Origin of the sequence: Sphingomonas sp. Leaf62, assembly GCF_001421915.1 — a bacterium.
Classification (GTDB): Bacteria; Pseudomonadota; Alphaproteobacteria; order Sphingomonadales; family Sphingomonadaceae; genus Sphingomonas.
In genome coordinates this window covers 49660-69515 of record NZ_LMLN01000001.1, presented here as the reverse complement: position 1 = coordinate 69515, position 19856 = coordinate 49660, and the positions used below count along the sequence as shown (strand labels likewise).

The 19856-nt window shown below is 65.8% G+C and carries 20 protein-coding genes; 10 read left to right on the top strand and 10 right to left on the bottom strand.

What is annotated here, in order from left to right; all coding sequences use genetic code 11:
* Positions 1-36: 36 nt before the first annotated feature.
* The 3 genes from ntrC to dusB are packed head-to-tail and all read right to left on the bottom strand — an operon-like array spanning position 37 to position 3540.
* Positions 37-1491, bottom strand: coding sequence for a nitrogen regulation protein NR(I) (gene ntrC, locus ASE91_RS00305; protein WP_056621691.1), 1455 nt, complete (start codon positions 1489-1491; stop codon positions 37-39).
* Positions 1488-2519: a two-component system sensor histidine kinase NtrB gene (locus ASE91_RS00300; RefSeq protein ID WP_056621829.1), complete on the bottom strand. Its 1032-nt coding sequence runs from the start codon at positions 2517-2519 to the stop codon at positions 1488-1490. Before ASE91_RS00300 ends, ntrC begins: the two co-directional genes overlap by 4 nt.
* 25 nt (positions 2520-2544) lie before the next feature.
* Positions 2545-3540, bottom strand: coding sequence for a tRNA dihydrouridine synthase DusB (dusB, locus tag ASE91_RS00295; RefSeq protein WP_056621689.1), 996 nt, complete (start codon positions 3538-3540; stop codon positions 2545-2547).
* 92 nt (positions 3541-3632) lie between these two features.
* Here dusB and ASE91_RS00290 point away from each other — a divergent pair, with 92 nt between their 5' ends.
* The 3 genes from ASE91_RS00290 to ASE91_RS00280 are packed head-to-tail and all read left to right on the top strand — an operon-like array spanning position 3633 to position 5831.
* Positions 3633-4775, top strand: a complete 1143-nt coding sequence (locus ASE91_RS00290; RefSeq protein WP_056621687.1) for a bifunctional 2-C-methyl-D-erythritol 4-phosphate cytidylyltransferase/2-C-methyl-D-erythritol 2,4-cyclodiphosphate synthase — start codon at positions 3633-3635, stop codon at positions 4773-4775.
* On the top strand, positions 4772-5287 hold the full coding sequence (locus tag ASE91_RS00285; protein WP_056621685.1) for a hypothetical protein: 516 nt from the start codon (positions 4772-4774) through the stop codon (positions 5285-5287). Before ASE91_RS00290 ends, ASE91_RS00285 begins: the two co-directional genes overlap by 4 nt.
* A gap of 4 nt (positions 5288-5291) precedes the next feature.
* Complete coding sequence (locus ASE91_RS00280; protein WP_056621683.1) at positions 5292-5831, top strand: CinA family protein; 540 nt, start codon at positions 5292-5294, stop codon at positions 5829-5831.
* Here the strand turns inward: ASE91_RS00280 and ASE91_RS00275 are convergent.
* Both ASE91_RS00275 and lipA read right to left on the bottom strand, forming a co-directional pair.
* The gene (locus ASE91_RS00275; protein WP_056003792.1) at positions 5753-6253 is read right to left on the bottom strand and encodes a type II toxin-antitoxin system RatA family toxin; all 501 of its coding nucleotides are present in this window, start codon (positions 6251-6253) and stop codon (positions 5753-5755) included. The two genes, ASE91_RS00280 and ASE91_RS00275, sit on opposite strands and share 79 nt — an antisense overlap.
* Positions 6253-7179 (bottom strand): lipoyl synthase, encoded by a 927-nt coding sequence (lipA, locus tag ASE91_RS00270; RefSeq protein ID WP_056621827.1) that lies wholly within the window; start codon positions 7177-7179, stop codon positions 6253-6255. The genes ASE91_RS00275 and lipA overlap by 1 nt, the downstream gene beginning before the upstream one ends.
* Positions 7180-7286: 107 nt before the next feature.
* Here lipA and ASE91_RS00265 point away from each other — a divergent pair, with 107 nt between their 5' ends.
* Positions 7287-7913 carry a carbonic anhydrase gene (locus tag ASE91_RS00265; RefSeq protein ID WP_156357586.1) on the top strand — a complete coding sequence of 209 codons (627 nt, stop codon included), beginning with the start codon at positions 7287-7289 and terminating at the stop codon, positions 7911-7913.
* 44 nt (positions 7914-7957) lie between these two features.
* Here ASE91_RS00265 and aspS read toward each other — a convergent pair whose 3' ends face one another.
* Positions 7958-9754, bottom strand: a complete 1797-nt coding sequence (gene aspS / locus ASE91_RS00260) for an aspartate--tRNA ligase (protein WP_056621681.1) — start codon at positions 9752-9754, stop codon at positions 7958-7960.
* 109 nt (positions 9755-9863) lie between these two features.
* Between aspS and rnd the strand changes: the two genes are divergently transcribed.
* Together rnd and ASE91_RS00250 are read left to right on the top strand one after the other, a co-directional pair.
* Positions 9864-11039, top strand: coding sequence for a ribonuclease D (gene rnd / locus ASE91_RS00255; protein ID WP_056621679.1), 1176 nt, complete (start codon positions 9864-9866; stop codon positions 11037-11039).
* A complete protein-coding gene (locus ASE91_RS00250) occupies positions 11036-11386 on the top strand; it encodes an I78 family peptidase inhibitor (protein WP_056621677.1) in 351 nt (116 codons plus the stop codon). The genes rnd and ASE91_RS00250 overlap by 4 nt, the downstream gene beginning before the upstream one ends.
* A 210-nt stretch (positions 11387-11596) precedes the next feature.
* Here ASE91_RS00250 and ASE91_RS00245 read toward each other — a convergent pair whose 3' ends face one another.
* Genes ASE91_RS00245 through ASE91_RS00230 form a run of 4 tightly spaced genes read right to left on the bottom strand, consistent with a single transcriptional unit; the run spans position 11597 to position 17134 of the window.
* Positions 11597-13114, bottom strand: coding sequence for a Ppx/GppA family phosphatase (locus ASE91_RS00245; RefSeq protein ID WP_082453730.1), 1518 nt, complete (start codon positions 13112-13114; stop codon positions 11597-11599).
* On the bottom strand, positions 13084-15258 hold the full coding sequence (locus ASE91_RS00240) for an RNA degradosome polyphosphate kinase (RefSeq protein ID WP_056003777.1): 2175 nt from the start codon (positions 15256-15258) through the stop codon (positions 13084-13086). The genes ASE91_RS00245 and ASE91_RS00240 overlap by 31 nt, the downstream gene beginning before the upstream one ends.
* Complete coding sequence (locus ASE91_RS00235; RefSeq protein WP_056003774.1) at positions 15255-15893, bottom strand: hypothetical protein; 639 nt, start codon at positions 15891-15893, stop codon at positions 15255-15257. Before ASE91_RS00235 ends, ASE91_RS00240 begins: the two co-directional genes overlap by 4 nt.
* On the bottom strand, positions 15890-17134 hold the full coding sequence (locus tag ASE91_RS00230) for a hypothetical protein (protein ID WP_056621675.1): 1245 nt from the start codon (positions 17132-17134) through the stop codon (positions 15890-15892). Before ASE91_RS00230 ends, ASE91_RS00235 begins: the two co-directional genes overlap by 4 nt.
* A 60-nt stretch (positions 17135-17194) precedes the next feature.
* Here ASE91_RS00230 and purM point away from each other — a divergent pair, with 60 nt between their 5' ends.
* From purM to ASE91_RS00210, 4 genes are all read left to right on the top strand, one after another.
* Positions 17195-18301, top strand: coding sequence for a phosphoribosylformylglycinamidine cyclo-ligase (gene purM, locus ASE91_RS00225; RefSeq protein ID WP_056621673.1), 1107 nt, complete (start codon positions 17195-17197; stop codon positions 18299-18301).
* Positions 18291-18863, top strand: coding sequence for a phosphoribosylglycinamide formyltransferase (purN, locus tag ASE91_RS00220; protein WP_268795930.1), 573 nt, complete (start codon positions 18291-18293; stop codon positions 18861-18863). The genes purM and purN overlap by 11 nt, the downstream gene beginning before the upstream one ends.
* The gene (locus tag ASE91_RS00215; RefSeq protein WP_056621670.1) at positions 18860-19120 is read left to right on the top strand and encodes a hypothetical protein; all 261 of its coding nucleotides are present in this window, start codon (positions 18860-18862) and stop codon (positions 19118-19120) included. Before purN ends, ASE91_RS00215 begins: the two co-directional genes overlap by 4 nt.
* Positions 19121-19225: 105 nt before the next feature.
* On the top strand, positions 19226-19837 hold the full coding sequence (locus ASE91_RS00210) for a hypothetical protein (protein ID WP_056621668.1): 612 nt from the start codon (positions 19226-19228) through the stop codon (positions 19835-19837).
* The last annotated feature ends 19 nt before the right edge of the window (positions 19838-19856 follow it).

Genomic DNA, 19856 nt, shown 5'->3' with positions numbered 1-19856 from the left:
CACGTCAAATCGCAACATGGGTGCGAACCGAACCGATCAGCGTTCCTTGTCAGCATGATAGGCACGAAGCGTCGGATCGATGCCCAGATCGTCGAGCCGTTTGCGCAGCGTGTTGCGGTTCAGCCCCATTGCTTTTGCGGCACGCAACTGGTTGTTGGCGTGGCGATCGAGCATCGCTTCGATCAGCGGGCGTTCCACGTCGGAGATGAGCCGGTCGTAAAGTGTGCCGTTGTCGAGCGCGGCGGGTTCTTCGCGGGCGATGCGGCGGACCCATGCGCGTACTGCTTCGTCGAGGTCGGTGTCGGGCAACGCAATCGGCCTGCCGGTCGCTTCGCCCAGCGTCCCGCGCAGTTCGCTGGCGTCGATCGCGGCGTCGCGGCCGAGCACGGCGACGCGGCGCATGAGATTCTCCAGCTCGCGGACGTTGCCGGGCCAGTCATGACCCTCCAGCAATGCCAACGCCTCCGGCGTCAGCGACTTGCGCGGCAGACCTTCGCGAGCGGCCTGATCGAGGAAATGGCGTGCAAGTAGCGGAATGTCCTGTCGCCGTTCGCGCAGCGGCGGCAGTGCGATCGGGACGACGTTGAGGCGGTAGAACAGGTCCTCACGAAACTGGCCCGACTGGACCTGCGCTGCCAGTGTCTTGTTCGTTGCCGCGACGATGCGGACGTCGGCCCGGATCAGGCGGGCACCGCCGACGCTGGTAAACTCACCGGATTGCAGGACCCGCAACAGCCGGGTCTGCGCCTCCATCGGCATGTCGCCTATCTCGTCGAGGAACAGCGTGCCGCCGGCGGCCTGCTCGAATTTGCCGGCCGAACGTTGCGCAGCACCGGTAAACGCACCGCGTTCGTGGCCGAACAGTTCCGCCTCGATCAGTTCACGCGGGATCGCCGCCATATTCAGGGCGATGAACGGCGCACGCTGCCGCCGGCCGAGGTCGTGGAGGGCGCGGGCGACCAGTTCCTTGCCGGTCCCGGACTCGCCGGTGACCAGTACGGTCAGGTCGGTCGCGACGACGCGGGCGATCACGCGGTAAACGTCCTGCATCGCCGGAGAACGACCGATCAACGGCAAGGACGAATCGAGTGCGTCGACCGGTTGATCCTCCGTCACTCCGGCGCGCCTCGCCAGCGCGCCGCGCACCGCCAGCGCGAGGGTGTCGAGATCGAACGGCTTGGGCAGATAATCAAAGGCCCCCGCCTCCGCGGCCCGAACGGCGGTCGTCAGCGTGTTGCGGGCCGACAGAACGATGATCGGCAGATCCGGATATTCGATGGCCAGCGACGCGGCCATTTCGAGGCCGTCGCCATCCGGCAGGACGACGTCGGTGACCAGCACGCCCGGCAGCCCGGCGCGCAGTTCGGCGCGCAACTGGCCGAGCGTCGCGACGCTCTGTACGTCGTACCCCTCACGCCGCAACGCCTGTGCCACGACCATGCGGATCGCGGCGTCGTCATCGACCAGCAGGATGCGGGCGGGGCCGGTCATGCGCGCGGCAGGTGCATGCGGAACACGGTCATCGCGGGAAATCCTTCACGGGCATAGCGAACCAGACCGCCCATCTCGCTGACCAGCTTCTCGACCATCGGCAGGCCAAACCCCCGCCCCTCGCGCTTGCCCGAGACGAAGGGTTCGAACAGATGGCCGGCAATATCGGCGGGGGCACCGGGGCCGTTGTCAGTGACGGTCAGTTCGATCGGTACGGCCCGTCGGCTGCCGTCATGAATGCCATGCGACAGGCCGTGGCGATAGGCCGTGCCGAGAATGATGCGGGGCTTCTCCACCTTCTCAAGCGCTTCGGCAGCGTTCTTGAGCAGGTTTACCATGACCTGAACAAAGGCGTCGCGGTCGATGCGGACCGGCGGCAGTGACGGATCGAAGCGCTCCTCGATCGTTACGCCGCGGGCGAAGCCGGCGGAGGCAAGCTGCACCGCATGGGCCAGCACCGGATAGATGTTCTGCGCGACCAACTCGCGCGGCCGATCGTCGGTAAAATCCTGCATCCGATCGATCAATGCGGCGATGCGATCGACCTCGGCGATGATCAGGTCGGTCAGGACGGGGCGATCGTCGACGTCGCCCGCCAGCAATTGAGCGGCACCCCTAATTCCCGACAGCGGGTTCTTGATCTCATGCCCCAGCATCGCCGCCGCACCGATCGCGGCCCGCGCGCCGGCGGCCTGCGACATCGCGTGGCCGCCGCGCCGGCCGTACAGCATGACGATCCGCCATGCCGAGCCGTGCGCCGCCGGGCTGTCGTGAAAGTCAAGGCGGAGCCGCCCGCCGCGCTTCAACTGCAATTCGCAGTCGTAGCTGGCAAAGGCCCGGCCATCGCGCTGTTCGGCATAGCCCGGTGGCAGCGAGATGATCTGTTCGAGTGACAGGCCGCGCATCGCCCGGTCCGACAGGTTCAGCAGCAGTTCGGCGGCACCATTGGCATGGGCGATACACCCCGCCTCATCGAGCACCAGCGCGGCGACCGGAAGCCCTGCGAACAGGTCGGCAAACGCCGGCATCGCCGCTGCGGACGTCACGACGCCGTCACGCCGCTGCGCGCGAGCACCATGGTGCGTAGAAGTCGTCGAGCATCGTCAGTACCGTCTTGGCGCTCGCTTCCTGATTGACCTTGTTCCGGAAATCGGCGGAGCCGTGCAGCCCCTTGGTGTACCAACCGATATGCTTGCGCATCATGTTGACGCCGGTTTCGGTGCCATAATGGTCGAGCATCATATGATAATGTTCGAGGATCAGGCGATATTGTTCCTCGACCGAGGGATCGTCCCGAACATGCTCGCCCGACAGGGCCTGCATAACCTGCGCCAGCAGCCACGGGCGGCCATAGGCACCACGACCGATCATCACGCCATCGGCACCCGACTGGTCGAGCGCGGTCCGGGCATCGTCGACCGAACAGATATCGCCGTTGACGATGACCGGCACCTTTACCGCATCCTTCACCAGGCGGACGAACCCCCAGTCGGCATGGTCGCGGTACATCTGGTTGCGGGTGCGGCCATGGACGGTCACCATCTGTGCCCCCAGATCCTCGGCGATATGCGCCAGTTCGGGAGCGTTGAGGCTGGCATGGTCCCAGCCCATCCGCATCTTCACGGTGACCGGCACGTCCACCGCCTTCACCACCGCCGCGATGAGCTCGGCGGCGAGCGGCAGATCGCGCATCAGCGCCGATCCGGCATCGCCGTTCGTCACCTTGCGCACCGGACAGCCCATGTTGATGTCGACGATCGCTGCGCCCTTGTCCTCGGCCAGCTTCGCGGCTTCGCCCATTTCGATAGGTGTGCAGCCGACCAGCTGCATCGACACCGGTTCCTCGACCGGATCCCACATCGCCTTCTGAATCGACTGACGGGTTTCGCGGATCGCGGCCTGGCTGGCGATCATCTCGGTGACGTTCAGCCCCGATCCGTGCCGCCGCACCATCTTGCGGAACGGCAGGTCGGTGACACCGGTCATCGGCGCGAGGATCACGGGCGTGTCGATGACGACATCGCCGATACGGATGGGAGCTATGGTCATCAATCGTGCCTGAAAATCAGGCACGCTCTAGCGCAACGCTGTGCGCAGGGCAAGGCTGGCGGGCGCAAGCGCCTTGCGCTAGGCGGACGGCCATGCAGACCGGACCAACAGTCGCGCTGATCGTCGCCGCCGGTAACGGGACGCGATCGGGCAGCGCCACCCCTAAGCAATTCGCGCCTGTCGCCGGACGTCCGATGGTCGCGCACGCCTATGCTGCGCTGTCGTCGCATCCCGGCATCGACCGGGTGGTCGTCGTGATCGGTGCAGGGCAGGCCGACGCGCTGCACGCTGCCATCGGCGACGTGGAGTATGTCATCGGCGGCGCGACCCGGCGCGAGAGCGTCGCCGCCGGCCTTGCCGTCGTCGCCGACGCGGCGCGCATCTTGATCCATGACGCGGCACGGCCGTTCATCCCGGCCGCCGTAGTCGATCGGCTGCTAGCTGCGCTCGACAATGCGCCCGGTGCCGTGCCGGTCCTGCCGGTTGCCGATACGCTGGCACAGGCTGGCGCAGGCCTTGGCGATGTCGTGCCGCGCGCCGCATTGGTGCGGGTGCAGACGCCACAGGCGTTCGACATGGCGGCGATCCGTCAGGCGCATGCCGAATGGGATGCCGGCACCGAAGCCACCGACGATGCGCAGATGTTGCGCGCGATCGGGCTGAACGTGGCGATGGTCGAAGGGGACACTATGCTCGACAAGATCACCTATCCGACCGATTTTGCACTGGCCGAGGCGCGCGCCCTGCCCGCGCTCGTTTCGCGCAGCGCCACCGGCTACGACGTTCATCGCCTCGAAACCGGGGAGGAATTGTGGCTGGGCGGCGTGCTGATCCCGCATGATCGCGGGCTGTCGGGGCATAGCGATGCCGATGTCGCGCTGCATGCCATCACCGACGCCTTGCTCGGCACGATCGGCGCCGGCGATATCGGAACGCATTTTCCGCCGAGCGATGCGCAGTGGCGCGGTGCCGAATCGGGACAGTTTCTGGCGCACGCTGCCAAGCTCGTCCGTGCCGAGGGCGGGATCATCGATTTCGTTGACCTGACGTTGATCTGCGAAGCGCCCAAGATCGGGCCGCACCGCGCCGCCATGCGCAGTCGGATCGCCGAAATCCTGACGATTGAGGAACGGCAGGTCAGCATCAAGGCGACGACCAGCGAGCGACTGGGCTTTACCGGACGGCAGGAAGGAATCGCGGCACAGGCGATCGCAACGATCCGGGTGCCGGCATGAAGCGCCTCGCCGCGTTCCTCGCACTGTTCGCTTGCGGTTCGGCGTCGGCGCAGACGCCGCAGGCGTGCGTGACGCCGGTCGAGGCAGAGGCGCTGGTGCTGTTCGTCGCACCCGAACTGATCCGGCAGGCCGGCGCACGGTGTGCCAACGCCCTGCCCCCGACGGCGCTGGTCCGCCGGACCAGTGGTCCGTTCCTTGCGCGTTACGAAGCCGAAACCGATGCGGCGTGGCCGCAGGCGAAGGCGGCGCTCGCCCGCCTGACCGCACCGCAGGCGATCCAGCTGCTTGATTCGTCGTTCGCCGCGCCGCTGGTCGCATCGCTGATCGCGCCGATGGTGGTCGGCAATATCGATCCGGCGGATTGTCCGCGCATCGAGCGGGCAGCGAACCTCGTGCAACCGTTGCCCCCACGCAATGTCGCCGGTCTCATCGTCCTGTTCGCGCAGGTCGATGCCGACCGGCCCAACCCCCAGATGCGCCTGCCGCTATGCGGACAGCGCGCCCGGAATTGATGTAATGGACAGTATCCTACCCCATGAACTGATCGAGGCCGCACGCCGCGTCGTCGAAACGAACCGTGCCGCGGGCCGGCGCATCACATTGGCCGAAAGCTGCACCGGCGGGCTGGTGTCGGCGGCTATAACCGAAATTCCCGGTTGCTCGGACGTGTTCGACGCGGGCTTCGTGACCTATTCGAACGATGCCAAGGTCGAGTTGGTCCGGGTCAGCACCAACGTGATCGAAACGTTCGGCGCAGTATCGATCGCAACGGCATGGAGCATGGCGCAGGGCGCGCTGGAGGTGACGCAGGCCGATGTCGCCGTCGCCATCACCGGCGTCGCCGGTCCAGGCGGCGGTACCGAAAAGAAACCGGTCGGGACCGTCGTGTTCGCGCGCGCCGAAAAGGGCGGCGATCCGGCGAAGGTCGTTGCCGACCTGCGCCAGTTCGGTGACCTTGGCCGTGGCGGGGTCCGTCTTCAGGCGGCGCTATGTGCGCTCGAACTGCTGCTGCCGCCCGAAGTCGCACCGGAAGAACCGGTGCCAGAATCGCCGTAAAGATCGGCGGCGCGATCCTCGAACGCGCCGATCATCTTGCGCAGCGCCCGGTCGAACACCTGCCCGGCAAGCATTTCGAACATGCGGCTCTTGAACTGGAAATCCACGCCGAAATCGACATAGCAGCCGCCCTGCCCGTCGGGGCGGAAGCGCCAGTCGTTGTTGAGGTATTTGAGCGGCCCGTCGAGATAATCGACCCGGATATGGTCGGGCCGTTCCTTCTGAACCTTCGACGTGAAGCTCTCGCGCAGCCCCTTGAACCCGACGATCATGTCGGCGACCATTTCGGTATCGCTGTTTGATCGCACCCGGATCGCGCTTACCCATGGCAGGAATTCGCCATAGCGCGCGACATCGGCGACCAGATCGAACATCTGCTCGGGGGAATAGGGCAGATGGCGGGTTTCGTTGTGCTTTGGCATCAGCCGCGGACAACGCCCAGCTTGGCATCGCGGTTCGCCCGCATCCGTTCGAAATCGTCACCGGCATGGTAGCTCGACCGGGTCAGCGGCGACGACGCGACCAGCAGGAAGCCCTTGGCCCGGGCGATCGCCGCAAAGCCGTCAAAGGCCTTGGGCGTGACGAAGTCGATGACCTTCGCGTGGCGGGGCGTGGGTTGCAGATACTGGCCCATCGTCAGGAAATCGATGTCGGCCGATCGCATGTCGTCCATCACCTGATGCACTTCCAGACGTTCTTCGCCCAAGCCGAGCATGATGCCGGATTTGGTGAAGATCGACGGGTCGAGCTTCTTTACGCTCTCCAGCAGGCGCAACGATGCGTAATAGCGCGCACCGGGACGGATGGTCGGATAGAGGCGCGGTACGGTTTCCAGATTGTGGTTATAGACGTCCGGGCGTGCCGCCACGATCATCTCGACCGCGGCCTCATGCTTGTTGCGGAAATCGGGGGTCAGGATCTCGATCGTCGTGGTCGGGTTCGCGGCGCGGATCGCCTCGATCACCCTCACGAACTGCCTGGCGCCGCCATCGGGCAGGTCGTCGCGATCGACCGAGGTGATGACGATATGGTTCAGTCCCATCGCCGCCGCCGCTTCGGCGACATGCTGCGGCTCCATCGGATCGACCGCGCGCGGCATGCCGGTCTTCACGTTGCAGAACGCGCAAGCGCGGGTGCAGGTGTCGCCGAGGATCATGACGGTCGCATGCTTTTTGGACCAGCATTCGCCGATATTCGGGCAGGCCGCTTCCTCGCACACCGTCGTCAGGCTTTTCGAGCGCATCAGCGCGCGGGTTTCCTGCACGACCTTGCCGGTCGGTGCCTTGACCCGAATCCAGTCGGGCTTGCGGATCCGCTCGGGGCGGGGCAGCGGCGTCATCTCGTTCATGCGTGTCAGATAGCGATGCACGGCGAAACGAACAACCGCCTGCAACGTTCGCGCGCGCCATGCGTCTACCGACCGAGGGAAGAATTATACATTTCGACGGAGAATCATTGATGCACTTCAGCGACCTCAAAGAGGGCTATTATCGCTTTCGTGGCACCGAGTGGCAGCAGGAACGCCAGCGCTGGAGCGAATTGGCCGGTGGCCAGAGCCCCAAGGTCATGGTGATCGCCTGCTCCGATAGCCGCGTCGATCCGGCGACCATTTTTGGCGCACGTCCGGGCGAAATTTTCGTGGTGCGCAACGTCGCCAATCTCGTGCCGCCGTTCGAGGACGATGGCGGGCGGCACGGCGTGTCGGCAGCGCTGGAATTCGCGGTGACGAAGCTGGAGGTCGAGGAAGTCCTCGTCCTTGGCCACGGCGCTTGCGGCGGCGTCAACGCCTGCCTCACCCAGGCGCTGGCGAATACCAAGCCGGGGGAAGGCGGCTTCGTCGCCCACTGGATCGACCTGCTCGATGGGGCACGCGAAAAGGTCGTGGCCGAACATGGCACCGGTCCCGAAGGCCAGAAGGCGCTCGAGCAGGAAGGCGTGAAAGTCTCGCTCAACAACCTGATGACCTTCCCGTTCGTCAAGGAACGGGTCGAGGCCGGTACGCTCAAGCTGCACGGCGCGGTCTTCGCGATCGAGGACGGGCGTTTGCGCGTGCTCGAGGGCGATACGTTCGAGAACGCGTGAATAGGACGCGGGGCGGGGATACTCCCCCGCCCCCCTGATGCCGCTTACCCTTCCTTCGGGCCGTCGACGGTCACGCGGATATTGAGTTCGCGCAGCTGCTTGGGCGTCGCGTAATTCGGCGCACCCATCATCAGATCCTCCGCCTTCTGCGTCATCGGGAAGGTGATGACTTCGCGGATGTTCGGTTCGTCCGCCAGCAGCATGACGATCCGGTCGACACCCGGTGCAGAGCCCCCGTGCGGCGGCGCGCCGAACTTGAACGCGTTAATCATGCCCGCGAAATTCGTGTCGACGTCTTCCTGCGTGTAGCCGGCGATCTCGAACGCCTTGTACATGATCTCCGGACGATGGTTCCGGATCGCGCCCGAAGACAGCTCCACGCCATTGCAGACGATGTCGTACTGGTACGCGAGGATATCGAGCGGGTTCATCGTCTCCAGCGCTTCCATCTCGCCCTGCGGCATCGAGAAGGGGTTGTGGCTGAAGTCGACCTTCTTCGCGTCCTCGTCATATTCGAACATCGGGAAATCGACGATCCAGCAGAACTCGAACCGCTTGTCGTCGATCAGGCCCAGCGTCTCGGCAACGCGGGTCCGTGCCAGTCCGGCGAGCTTTGCGGCCTGCGCTTCCTTGCCGGCGGCGAAGAACACACCGTCATCGGGGCCGAGGCCAAGCGCTTCGGCGATCTTGGCCATGCCTTCCTCGCCATGGTTCTTGGCGATCGGGCCGCCCCATTCGCCGCCCTTACGGGTGGCATAGCCGAGGCCGGCAAACCCTTCCGACTGCGCCCACGCGTTCATGTCGTCGAAGAATTTGCGGCTCTTTTCGGCGGTCCTCGGTGCCGGCACGGCGCGGACCACGTCGCCCGCCTCGACGATCGAGGCGAAGCGGCCGAAGCCCGAACCGACGAACAGGTCGGACACGTCGGTGATGATCAGCGGGTTGCGCAGGTCGGGCTTGTCGTTGCCGTATTTCAGCATCGATTCGCGATAGGGGATGCGCTTGAACGGCAGCGGGGACACCGTGCGGCCCTTGCCCTGCCAGTTGGCATATTCCTCGAACACGCCGTGCAGCACGGGTTCGATCGCGGCGAACACGTCTTCCTGCGTGACGAAGCTCATTTCGAAGTCGAGCTGGTAGAATTCGCCGGGGCTACGGTCGGCGCGAGCATCTTCGTCGCGGAAACAGGGCGCAATCTGAAAATAACGGTCGAAACCGGCGACCATCAACAACTGTTTGAACATCTGCGGTGCCTGCGGCAGCGCATAGAATTTGCCGGGATGAACGCGGCTGGGGACGAGATAGTCGCGCGCCCCTTCCGGCGACGATGCGGTCAGGATCGGAGTCTGGAATTCGGTGAACCCCTGATCGATCATCCGGCGGCGCAGCGACGCGATGACGTTCGAGCGCAGCAGGATGTTCGCGTGCAGCCGTTCGCGACGCAGATCGAGGAAGCGATAGCGAAGCCGAATGTCTTCGGGATATTCGGCTTCGCCCGCGACCGGCATGGGCAATTCCTGCGCCGCCGACTGGAGCGCCGCGGCGCGCGCGTAGATTTCGATCGCGCCGGTGGCGAGATTCGGGTTCTTGGTCGCCTCGCTGCGCAGCTTCACGTTGCCGTCGATCGTCAGGACCGATTCGGTCCGTGCCGATTCCAGCAGCGCGAGCGCGGGCGAATCGCTGTCCGCGACGACCTGGGTAATGCCGTAATGGTCGCGCAGGTCGATGAACAACACGCCGCCATGGTCGCGCTTGCGATGCACCCAGCCCGACAGGCGGACGGTCTCGCCATCGTTCGCGTCGGTCAGCTGGCCGCAGTTATGAGTGCGATAGGCGTGCATCGGTAAGACCTTTGGCGGTGTTTCACTAAAATAGTGATTTTGGAACGTGGGCCGCTTCCCTCTCCCACCCCCTTTTGTCAAGGCGCGCGACCCTTGCTATGCGGGCGCGATGCACATCCATCCGTTGATCGCGGACAGCGCGACGCTCGCTGCCCTCTGTACCCGCCTCGCCACGTCCGACTTCGTTGCCGTCGACACCGAATTCATGCGCGAGAATAGCTATTGGCCCGAACTGTGCCTGATCCAGATCGCCAATACCGAGGAAGCCGCGGCGATCGATCCGATGGCACCGGGGATCGACCTGACCCCGCTGCTCAACCTGCTGACCGATAACGATGACGTGCTGAAGGTCTTCCATGCCGGCGGGCAGGATATCGAGATCGTCTATAATCTGACCGGCAAGACCCCCTTCCCCATGTTCGACACGCAGGTGGCGGCGATGGCGCTGGGTCAGGGCGAGCAGGTCGGCTATTCCAATCTGGTCGACGCCTATCTGGGGATCACCGTCGACAAGGGCGCGCGCTTCACCGACTGGTCGCGGCGGCCGCTCGACGATCGGCAGATCGACTATGCGATCGCCGACGTGACGCATTTGTCGGTCATTTTCCCCAAGATGCTGGGCAAGCTGCGCAAGACCGGGCGCGGGCTGTGGCTGGACGAGGAGATGGAGCGGATCGGTGATCCGTCCAATTATTTCAACGATCCGGAGATGGTGTGGCAGCGCGTCCGCGTCAACAGCCGCAAGCCCGAGGTGCTGGGGCGATTGAAGGCGCTCGGCAAATGGCGCGAGCTGGAGGCGCAGGGCAAGGATTTGCCGCGCGGGCGGATCGTCAAGGACGAGACGATCGCCGATCTGGCGGGCAATCCACCGCGCAAGCAGGCCGATCTGGCCAAGGTGCGCGGGTTGTCGGCGGCATGGGCGCACAACGATATCGGTTCGCGAATGATGACCGCGCTGGCCGAAGCGAAGCCGCTGCCCGCCGACGAGATGCCGGGCCGCGACGAACGCAAGCCCGCATTGGGCAAGGAAGGCGCGCTGGTCGCCGACCTGCTGAAACTGCTGCTGAAAATCCGGGCCAACGAGATCAAGGTCGCATCGCGGCTGCTCGCCCGGTCGGACGATCTGGAGGCGCTGGCCGCCGGACAGCGCGAGGGGCTGTCGATCCTGACCGGGTGGCGGTTCGAACAGTTTGGCCGCGACGCATTGGCATTGGTCGAGGGTCAGCTTGGGTTCACGGTGCTGGGTGGACGATTGAAGATGACCCGAACGGAGGTGGTGGAATGAAGCAATTTGCGTTGATGGCGGTGGCGATGGTCGGCTGTGCCGAACCGCAGACCTACACCCCACCGGTGGCCGGACCGCCGGTAAGGACGCCGCCGATGATCATAGGTGGTCGTCCGGTCGGGCCGGGACCGGTTGGACAGATCGACAGTTGCGGCCTCGGAACGATCAGGGATCTGGTCGGCAAGACGGTGACGCAAAACATGGCGGACGACGCCCGCAAGCGGTCCGGCACGCGGACGGTTCGGGTGATTCGGCCGGGCACGATCGTAATGATGGACTTCCGGCAGGATCGGCTGAATATCGATGTCGACGACAAGGGTATCGTGACCAATTTGCGTTGCGGATGACGTGGCGGAAGTCGACGAAGGTTACAGTATGCCGGTCGGTGAAATCAGTTAGATTCTATATATCGCAGTAGGTTAGTCGGCGTTGCGGGCGCGGAAGTTGACACGTTCGCGTTGTGTCCTCAGCAACGCACGGTCGGTATGACGGGGTGATCCGGACGGTGGAAGGAACGGTCGGACGGTCGCAGATCGGGCGCGTGTAGGAAAGCGCGGTTAGGGAGTGACCAGAGCGGCTTCCATGCCAAGGGCGGTCGCCAACGCCTTGTGCCGTTTCTGGACGGCTTCCCCATAGAGCGCGGTGTCGCGGGCGGGCACGACCAGTTCGACCTGACCCCGACCGCGACGCAGGTCGGTGCGCTGGAGCGGGGCGGCGACGCCACCGCTAAGGCGTTGACCGAGACGCATGGCGAGCCCCCAACGATGGGCGGCGGACAGCGCTGCGGCCGGGGCGAGGCGGGGCAGCGGGTCCGGCGCTGAATCGCCGCCGCCGCCGAGGCAACTGTACAGCGCCTGTGCAAGGATCGCGCGGCCGGCGGCGTCGATCGCGACCCAATTGCCGTGCAAGGCGATCTCGACCCCGCGTTCGGCGCGGAATTCGGGGTTCGCATGCCAACCCACATCGGCGAGCAGGCAGGCGGCGTGGCGCAACCGGACCATCGCCGGATCGTCCCGCGGAAACAGCGGCGCGATCCATTTGTGCAACAGGTCGCCATGTTCGGCGAACCGGCCCTGCCGGGCACCCTCGTCATGCGCGGCGATCAGCAACGGGTCCTGCGCGCGGACGTCGGCTGGCAGTGCGGCGTAGAGCAGCCCCTCGCGCAAGCCGTAGGCCGACACCATCGTCGTCGCCGATCCGAGATGCTTGGTCATCGCGGCAAGAACCGAGGTGGCATTGTCGAGCGTCGGCACGCGCCCCCCCGACAGGTTCGGCACCGCCTTCAGATCGGTGCGAGGCACTTCGGCAAGAATCTTCCGCAACGCATTGATACGGGCTAATGAAATCGAATAGCCATGCGCGATCGGCAGCGGATAGCCGGTATGATGCATGTCGAGCCGGGCCAGCGCGCGCCATGACCCGCCGACCATGTAGAAGGGCAACCCCTGCCCCCGCCCGATCCACCCGGCATCGCGCACCATCCGCTGCACCGTGCGGTCGAGTTCGCCGGCGCGACGTTCGCGGATCGCGCCGATGCGCAACACCCCCAATGGGAACGACACCCGCTCGCCGAGCTTGCCGCCCTTCACCCGGACCAGTTCGAGACTGCCACCGCCAAGGTCGCCGACGATCCCGTCGGCATCGGGGATGGCGGACAACACGCCCTGCCCTGCGGCCTGCGCCTCTTCCTCACCCGACAGGGTTTCGACGGTCAGACCGTAGCGTTCAGCCAGCGCGATAAGATCCGGCCCGTTACTCGCATCCCGCACCGCGGCGGTCGCGACGGTGCGGACGACATCGACCTGCATCTCGCGGGTCAGCCATGCGAAGCGGGCAAGTGCCGCTCCGGCGACGCGAAACGCGTCGGCGTCGATCGTCCCCGTTTCGGCGAGCGACCGGCCGAGACCGGCCAGCACCTTTTCATTGAACAATGTCGCCGGGATGCGATCCGGCCCGCCATAGACGACCAGGCGGATCGAGTTCGATCCGATATCGATGATCGCGCTGTGCGCGACAGTGGCGGGGCGGCTCCACGGCAAACGGATCACGTCGTTCCTTCCCGGGCCGCCCGCCATGCACGCAGCGACAGTTTTTGCGGTACGGTGGCAGCACCGCTCTCGATCGCCGCGCCGCGCCCGGACAGCGACGGATTGGTCATGAAATAGCGGTGCAGATTGAACGGCTTGTCACCCTTCGCCATCCGGCGATAGCTGCCATCGGGGCCAAGGTCCCAACTTTGTTCGGTATCGAGCAGATTGGCGACCATCACCTGATCCAACACCTGATCGTGGACGGTCGGGTTAGTGATCGGGAGCAGATATTCGACGCGGCGGTCGAAGTTGCGCGGCATCCAGTCGGCGGACGACACATAGATCAGGGCGTCGTCGTTCGGCAGTGCCTGCCCATTGCCGAAGCAATAGATGCGACTGTGTTCGAGGAACCGGCCAACGACCGATTTGACGCGAATGTTGTCCGACATGCCCGGCACGCCCGGCCGCAGGCAGCAGATGCCACGCACGATCAGGTCGATCTGCACGCCCGCCGCCGATGCCTCGTACAGCTTGTCGATCAGCGCCGGATCGACCAGCGAGTTCATCTTGAGCCAGATCGAGCCTTCGCCACCGGCGCGCGCGGTCTGAATCTCGCCCTCGATCAGCGCCTCCAGCCGGTCGCGCAGGTCGCGTGGAGAGATGGCAAGCTGTTGCAGCGCCTGCGGTTCGACATAACCGGTGATGTAGTTGAACACCTGCGCCGCATCGCGCCCGATCACCGGATCGGCAGTGAAAAAGCTGAGATCGGTGTAGATGCGCGCAGTAATCGGGTGATAATTGCCGGTGCCGAAGTGACAATAGGTCCGATAGCCCTGTTCCTCGCGCCGGACGACCATCGAAATCTTGGCGTGGGTCTTCCACTCGATAAAGCCGTAGACGACCTGCACACCGGCGCGTTCGAGGACCGAGGCGAGGTTGAGATTCTGCTCCTCGTCGAACCGCGCCTTGAGTTCGACGACCGCCGTTACGGACTTGCCGGCTTCGGCCGCGGCGACCAGCGCGGCGACGACGGCGGATTGCTTGCCGGCGCGATACAGCGTCTGCTTGATCGCAACGACGTCGGGATCGGCGGCGGCTTGCTTGAGGAAGGCGAGCACCACGTCGAAGGTTTCATACGGGTGGTGGACGACGATGTCCTTGGCGCGGATCGCGGCGAAACAATCGCCGCCATATTCGCGGATGCGTTCTGGAAAACGCGGCGAAAAGGGCGGGAATTTTAGGTCGGGGCGGTCCTCGGCGACCAGCATCGCAAGGTCGCCGATGCCGAGGAACCCGCCGGTTTCGGTGATGAGCGCGTCGCTGCCGCCCATTTCGTCGCGCAGCAACTGAACCAGTTCGTCGGAAATGCCCGATTCGATCTCCAGCCGGATGATCCGGCCGCGACGCCGCCGTTTGATCGCGGTTCGGAAATAAAGGACCAGATCCTCCGCCTCTTCCTCCAGTTCGATATCGCTGTCGCGGATGACGCGGAAGGCGGCAGAGGCGCGGACGGTGTAGCCGGGGAAGAACAGGCCGGAGAAATGGCGCAGCACGGTTTCGATCGCGACATAGCGTGCGGTCTTGCCCGGCAGGCGGACGAAGCGCGGCATCGCCGGGGGCAGCAGCACGACCTCTCGCACCTCGACATCGTCCGACCGGCGGATCAGGTCGAACAGCATCGCCGAGCCGAGGTTCGGGATGAACGGGAACGGATGCGCCGGGTCCAGCGCCTGCGGGGTCAGGACCGGGAACACCTGTTCGCGGAAATAGCGGGCCAGCCATTCCTCGGTCTCGCCATGGATTTCGTCGGCACCGAGCACGAGGATGTCGGCATCGGCCAGTCGCGCGGCGATATCGCGCCAGATACGCTGCTGGCTGTCGACCAGCCCGGCGGCGTCGACGGTGATCGCGGCCAGTTGCTGCGACGGGGTCAGCCCGTCGACCGATTCGTGGCCGACCTCCTGCATCTGCTGCCCCTTCAGACCTGCGACGCGGACCATGAAGAATTCATCGATATTGGTCGCCGAAATCGACAGGAAGCGCAGCCGTTCGAGCAGCGGGTGATCGGGATTGCACGCTTCGTCGAGGACGCGGCGGTTGAACGCCAGCCACGACAGTTCGCGGTTGAAATAGCGGGCCTCGGGCGCGGCGGCGACGGTCGTGCGGGCGGAGGGGACGGGATCGTTCACAGTAGTCGGTCCAGCAACAGCGGGTTGCCGGTCAGCGCGACGCGCGCGGCGGGAACGGTCAGACGGCGCGTCGAGCGCAACATGGCATCTTCCTCCAAAGCCTCGACGATGCGAAGCACCGCAAGGTGGCTTCGTTCGACGCGGCGGGCAAGCCAGCGCACCAGATCGGGCGCGGCGACGAGTTCCTTCCTGTCGAAGAGATATTGCAGCAGTGTTTCGATCAGCACATCGTCGGGCGCCTCGAGCCGCAGCACCGGCGTCGCATTGATCCGCGAACGCAGGTCGGGCAGGCCGATCCGCCAGATCGGCGGCGCGGCGTCGGCGACGATCAGCAGCGGGCGGGCGTCGCCCTGCGCGCGGTTCCACGCGTGGAACAGATCGGCCTCGCTCCAGCGGTCGGCATCGTCGGCGATCGTTCCGCCGCTCTTCGCCGCGAACAGCCGCGCCAGCAGCGTGCGCCCCGATTTACGCGGGCCGACCAGCAGCGCCGCATGGACCGGCCATGTCGCGAAATGGTCGAGATGGTGGACGGCGGCTTCGTTCGACGGCCCGACGAGGAACAGGTCCTGCCGGGCACCGGCGGGCAGTTCCAGAGGCAGGGTAAGCTGAACCGTACCGCGAGACAGGATCGTCATCCCTGCGGTGCACTCGACGGGGCGGTCGGGGTCGCGCCGGCGGCACGACGACGGATGCGCAGCGCGCCCTCCCCCTGCTGAACCTGCCAGCCGCGCGATTCGAGCGCGGCGGTGAGGATCGCGATGTCGCCGTCGAAGGTCACGCGCAGCACCGATACGCCGCCCAGCGCAAGGCTGGAGGTCGCTGCCGAGCGGATGCCGGGGACCGAACGCAGCGCGGCTTCGGTCGATTCGACATCGGCGACGGTCGGGGTATCGGCCTGGATCGACAGGGTGACGCTTTCCCCGGTCGGCAGCGGCGAGGGACCGATACCGGGTTCGGTGATCGTCGGATCGATCAGGTCCACTTCGTCGGGCAAGACGACGCTGCCGGGCGGCGGGGCGGCCAGCACCGGATCAGGGCGAAGCGCGCCACTGCGCAAGCCCTGCTGGTAGAGCGCGTCGAGGCGGCGGACGCCTTCGTCGAGGAGTGCCGGCACCGCATCCCCCTGATTGACGCGTAGCGAGAAGCTACCGAGCAGGCGGTTGTCCGGGCCATAGCCGGCGGTGAAGGTGCCGATGACCGGGCCGCCGGGCCATTGCCGGTACAAGCGGACCTGCGGGATCAGCACGTCGGACGCGCCATATTGGTTGAGTACGGTACGCCACCAGCCACGGCCGCGCCGGGTCACCTGTCCGGCGTTGAGGAGCAGGCCGTCGGCGCCGGTGCCGCTGGGGCGGACATAGTCCATGACGCTGCCGCCGGTGCGGAAACGCGCCCATGCTGCCTGCCACGGCGTCGCCCGTTCGAACACGGTGCCGGTGCCGCCGTCCCATATCAGCGGCACGACCAGCATCGCCGGGCTGCGTTCGGACACGCCGGCGATGCCGAGGATCGAGGCGGCGCGGCCGCGATTGAACAGCACCCCCAGCCGGGCGATGTAGCGGTTCGGGCCGATCTGTTCGCTTTCGACGACGATGCTGGTGACCAGCGAATCGAGCGTACCATCGGGCAGCGAGCGCGCCTGTCCGGTCAGCCGCTGCGACAGCATCTGCCAGCCCTTGCGCTGTGCCAGCCGCCAGCCGGCGGTGCGCGCGGCATCGGCCGAGGTTCCGGCGACGTCGACGCGGACGCCGTTCACCTCGAAACTGCCCGATCCGTCGACCGCCGCGATGCCACCCTGCTGCGCCACGACCGCCCCGGTCGCGACCACGCCCAATGCGAGGGCGGCAAGGATGCGGCGGGGCTGAACCAAAGTCATGCGCGCCTTTTGACGAAGCAGGCGTGGAAATCCAAGCGCGATGTGGTTAGTCGGGCGGGTATGAGCAACGAAGCGGACCGCGGCGGCGGCTATACCTACGCACAGGCAGGCGTCTCGATCGCGGCGGGCAATGCCCTGGTGCGCGCCATCGGACCGCTGGCGAAGTCGACGCAGCGGCCGGGCGCCGATGCCGAACTGGGCGGGTTCGGCGGCGTGTTCGACCCCAAGGCCGCCGGATTCAAGGACCCGTTGCTGGTCGCGGCCAATGACGGCGTCGGTACCAAGCTGAAGCTGGCGATCGAACACGACGCGCATGACGGGGTCGGCATCGATCTGGTCGCGATGTGTGCCAACGACCTGATCGTACAGGGTGCCGAGCCGCTGTTCTTCCTTGATTATTACGCGTCGGGCCGGCTGGTCGCCGATACCGCCGAGCGGGTCGTCGCGTCGATCGCCGAAGGGTGCCGGCAGGCCGGCTGCGCGCTGATCGGTGGCGAGACCGCCGAGATGCCGGGCATGTACGCCGATGGCGATTACGATCTGGCGGGCTTCTGCGTCGGTGCGGTCGAGCGCGAGCAGTTGCTGACCGGCGACAAGGTCGCTGTCGGCGACGTGATCCTCGGACTGGCGTCGTCGGGCGTCCATTCGAACGGCTTTTCGCTGGTCCGGCGGCTGGCGGCGGACAAGGGGTGGAAGATCGACCGCCCTGCCCTGTTCGATCAGGACGTGCTGCTGATCGACGCGCTGATGGCGCCGACGAAGATCTACGTGAAGTCGCTGCTGCCGCTGCTGCGCGAAGGGCGCATCCACGGACTCGCGCATATTACCGGTGGCGGCTTGCTGGAAAATATCCCGCGCGTCCTGCCCGACGGTGCGCACGCGACGGTCGACGCGGATGCGTGGGAGCAGTCGCGGTTGATGGCGTTCCTACAGGCGCAGGGCAATATCGAGCCGGGTGAGATGGCGCGGACGTTCAATTGCGGGATCGGCATGGCGGTGCTGGTTTCGGCGGAGGAAGCCGATGCGGTCGCGGCCGCGCTGACGGGAGCCGGGGAGACGGTCGTACGGATCGGCACCGTGGATGCGGGCGAGAAGGGCTGCACCGTCAAGGGGAGCGCCGGCACGTGGAGTGCGCGGAGCGAGTGGAGCGCGACGCATCTTGGCTAAACACCGTGTCGGCGTCCTGATTTCGGGGCGGGGATCGAATATGGCGGCGCTGGTCGCGGCGGCACGCGAGGCGGATTGTCCATACGAGATCGTACTGGTGGCGTCGGACAAGCCCGATGCCGCCGGCCTGACCCACGCCGCCGAACGGGGTATCGCGACCTTCGCGAAGTCGCCGCGGGGTATTCCCAAGGCGGAGTATGAAGCGGCGATCGACGGCGCGCTGCGGGCGGCGGGGGTCGAGACGATCGCGCTCGCCGGTTATATGCGACTGCTGTCCGGCGAATTCGTCGCGGCGTGGCGCGACCGGATCGTCAATATCCATCCGTCGTTGCTGCCTGCCTACAAAGGCCTCGACACCCATGCGCGTGCGATCGCGGCCGGCGAGACGCAGGCTGGCTGTTCGGTCCATGTCGTGACCGAAGAGCTGGATGCCGGGAGCGTATTGGCGCAGGCGCGCGTTCCGATCCTGCCCGACGATACCCCCGATACCCTTGCGGCGCGGGTGCTGGTGGAGGAACACCGGCTCTACCCCCTTACCCTGGCGGAGTTTGTGACGCGATGACCGACATGTTCGACCATATTCGTGAAGCCGTGAAGGTGTTGCCGGCCACCGAAGAGCGCGACGCGGGTGAGGCGACGGTATTTTCGGTCGAAGGTAATGATTTCGTGCGGATCGTCGGCGACAGTACGACCGTGCGTGGCGACGATGGCTGGATGGAGATCGACGCCGACAGCGATCCCGTCGCGGTCGAGGATGCCGTTGCCCATGCGTGGGAACTGGCAGCACCGCGCGGCTTGCTGGAAGCAGGCGGGCGTTAACCCCGTTTCGGTCCAGTTACGACCGGTGCGCCTCTATTCAGTCGGACAGTGATCGGATAGATACCGGCCCCGACTTCCCATGGGGGGGAAGTAGAGGGGAAGTTTATGAATATCGTGAAGATGCTTTGCGTCGCGGCTGTCGCTGGCGCGTCGGTTTCGGCTGCCGTTGCGCAGGATTCGGCGGTGCCGTTGACCGCCGTCGCGCGCGGGGGCGCCGCTGCCAATGCGCAACTGCCGGCAAACACCGAAATATTGTTGTCGATGAACGAAGACCTGACGACCAAGGGCGGTCGCATCGACGTCGGGTACAAGTTCGGTCTGACCGTCGTCGCCGACGTGATGCTGGGCGACTATGTCGTGATCCCGAAGGGCACGCCCGCCGTCGGCGAAGTCACATGGCTGACCGGCAAGGGTGCGTTCGGCAAGTCGGGCAAGATGGAAATCCAGGTCCGCTCGATCGACCTGAACGGCCGCCGCATTCCGGTGACCGGAAAGTATCGTCAGGAAGGCGAAGGCAATACCGTTGCGACGGTCGCGTCGGTGGCGCTGCTGTGGCCGGCGGCGCCGTTCGTCACCGGCAAGAGCGCGCGCATCCCGGCCGGGCGGGAACTGAAGGCGTTCACCGAATCGGCGACGCCGGTTGCGGTGCCGGCCACGGCAGCGGTTTCGGTCGGGACGCCGGTGGTCGCGGTCGCGGCGACTGCGGCGGTCAAGTAAGGGTCGGGGCTTCGGCCCC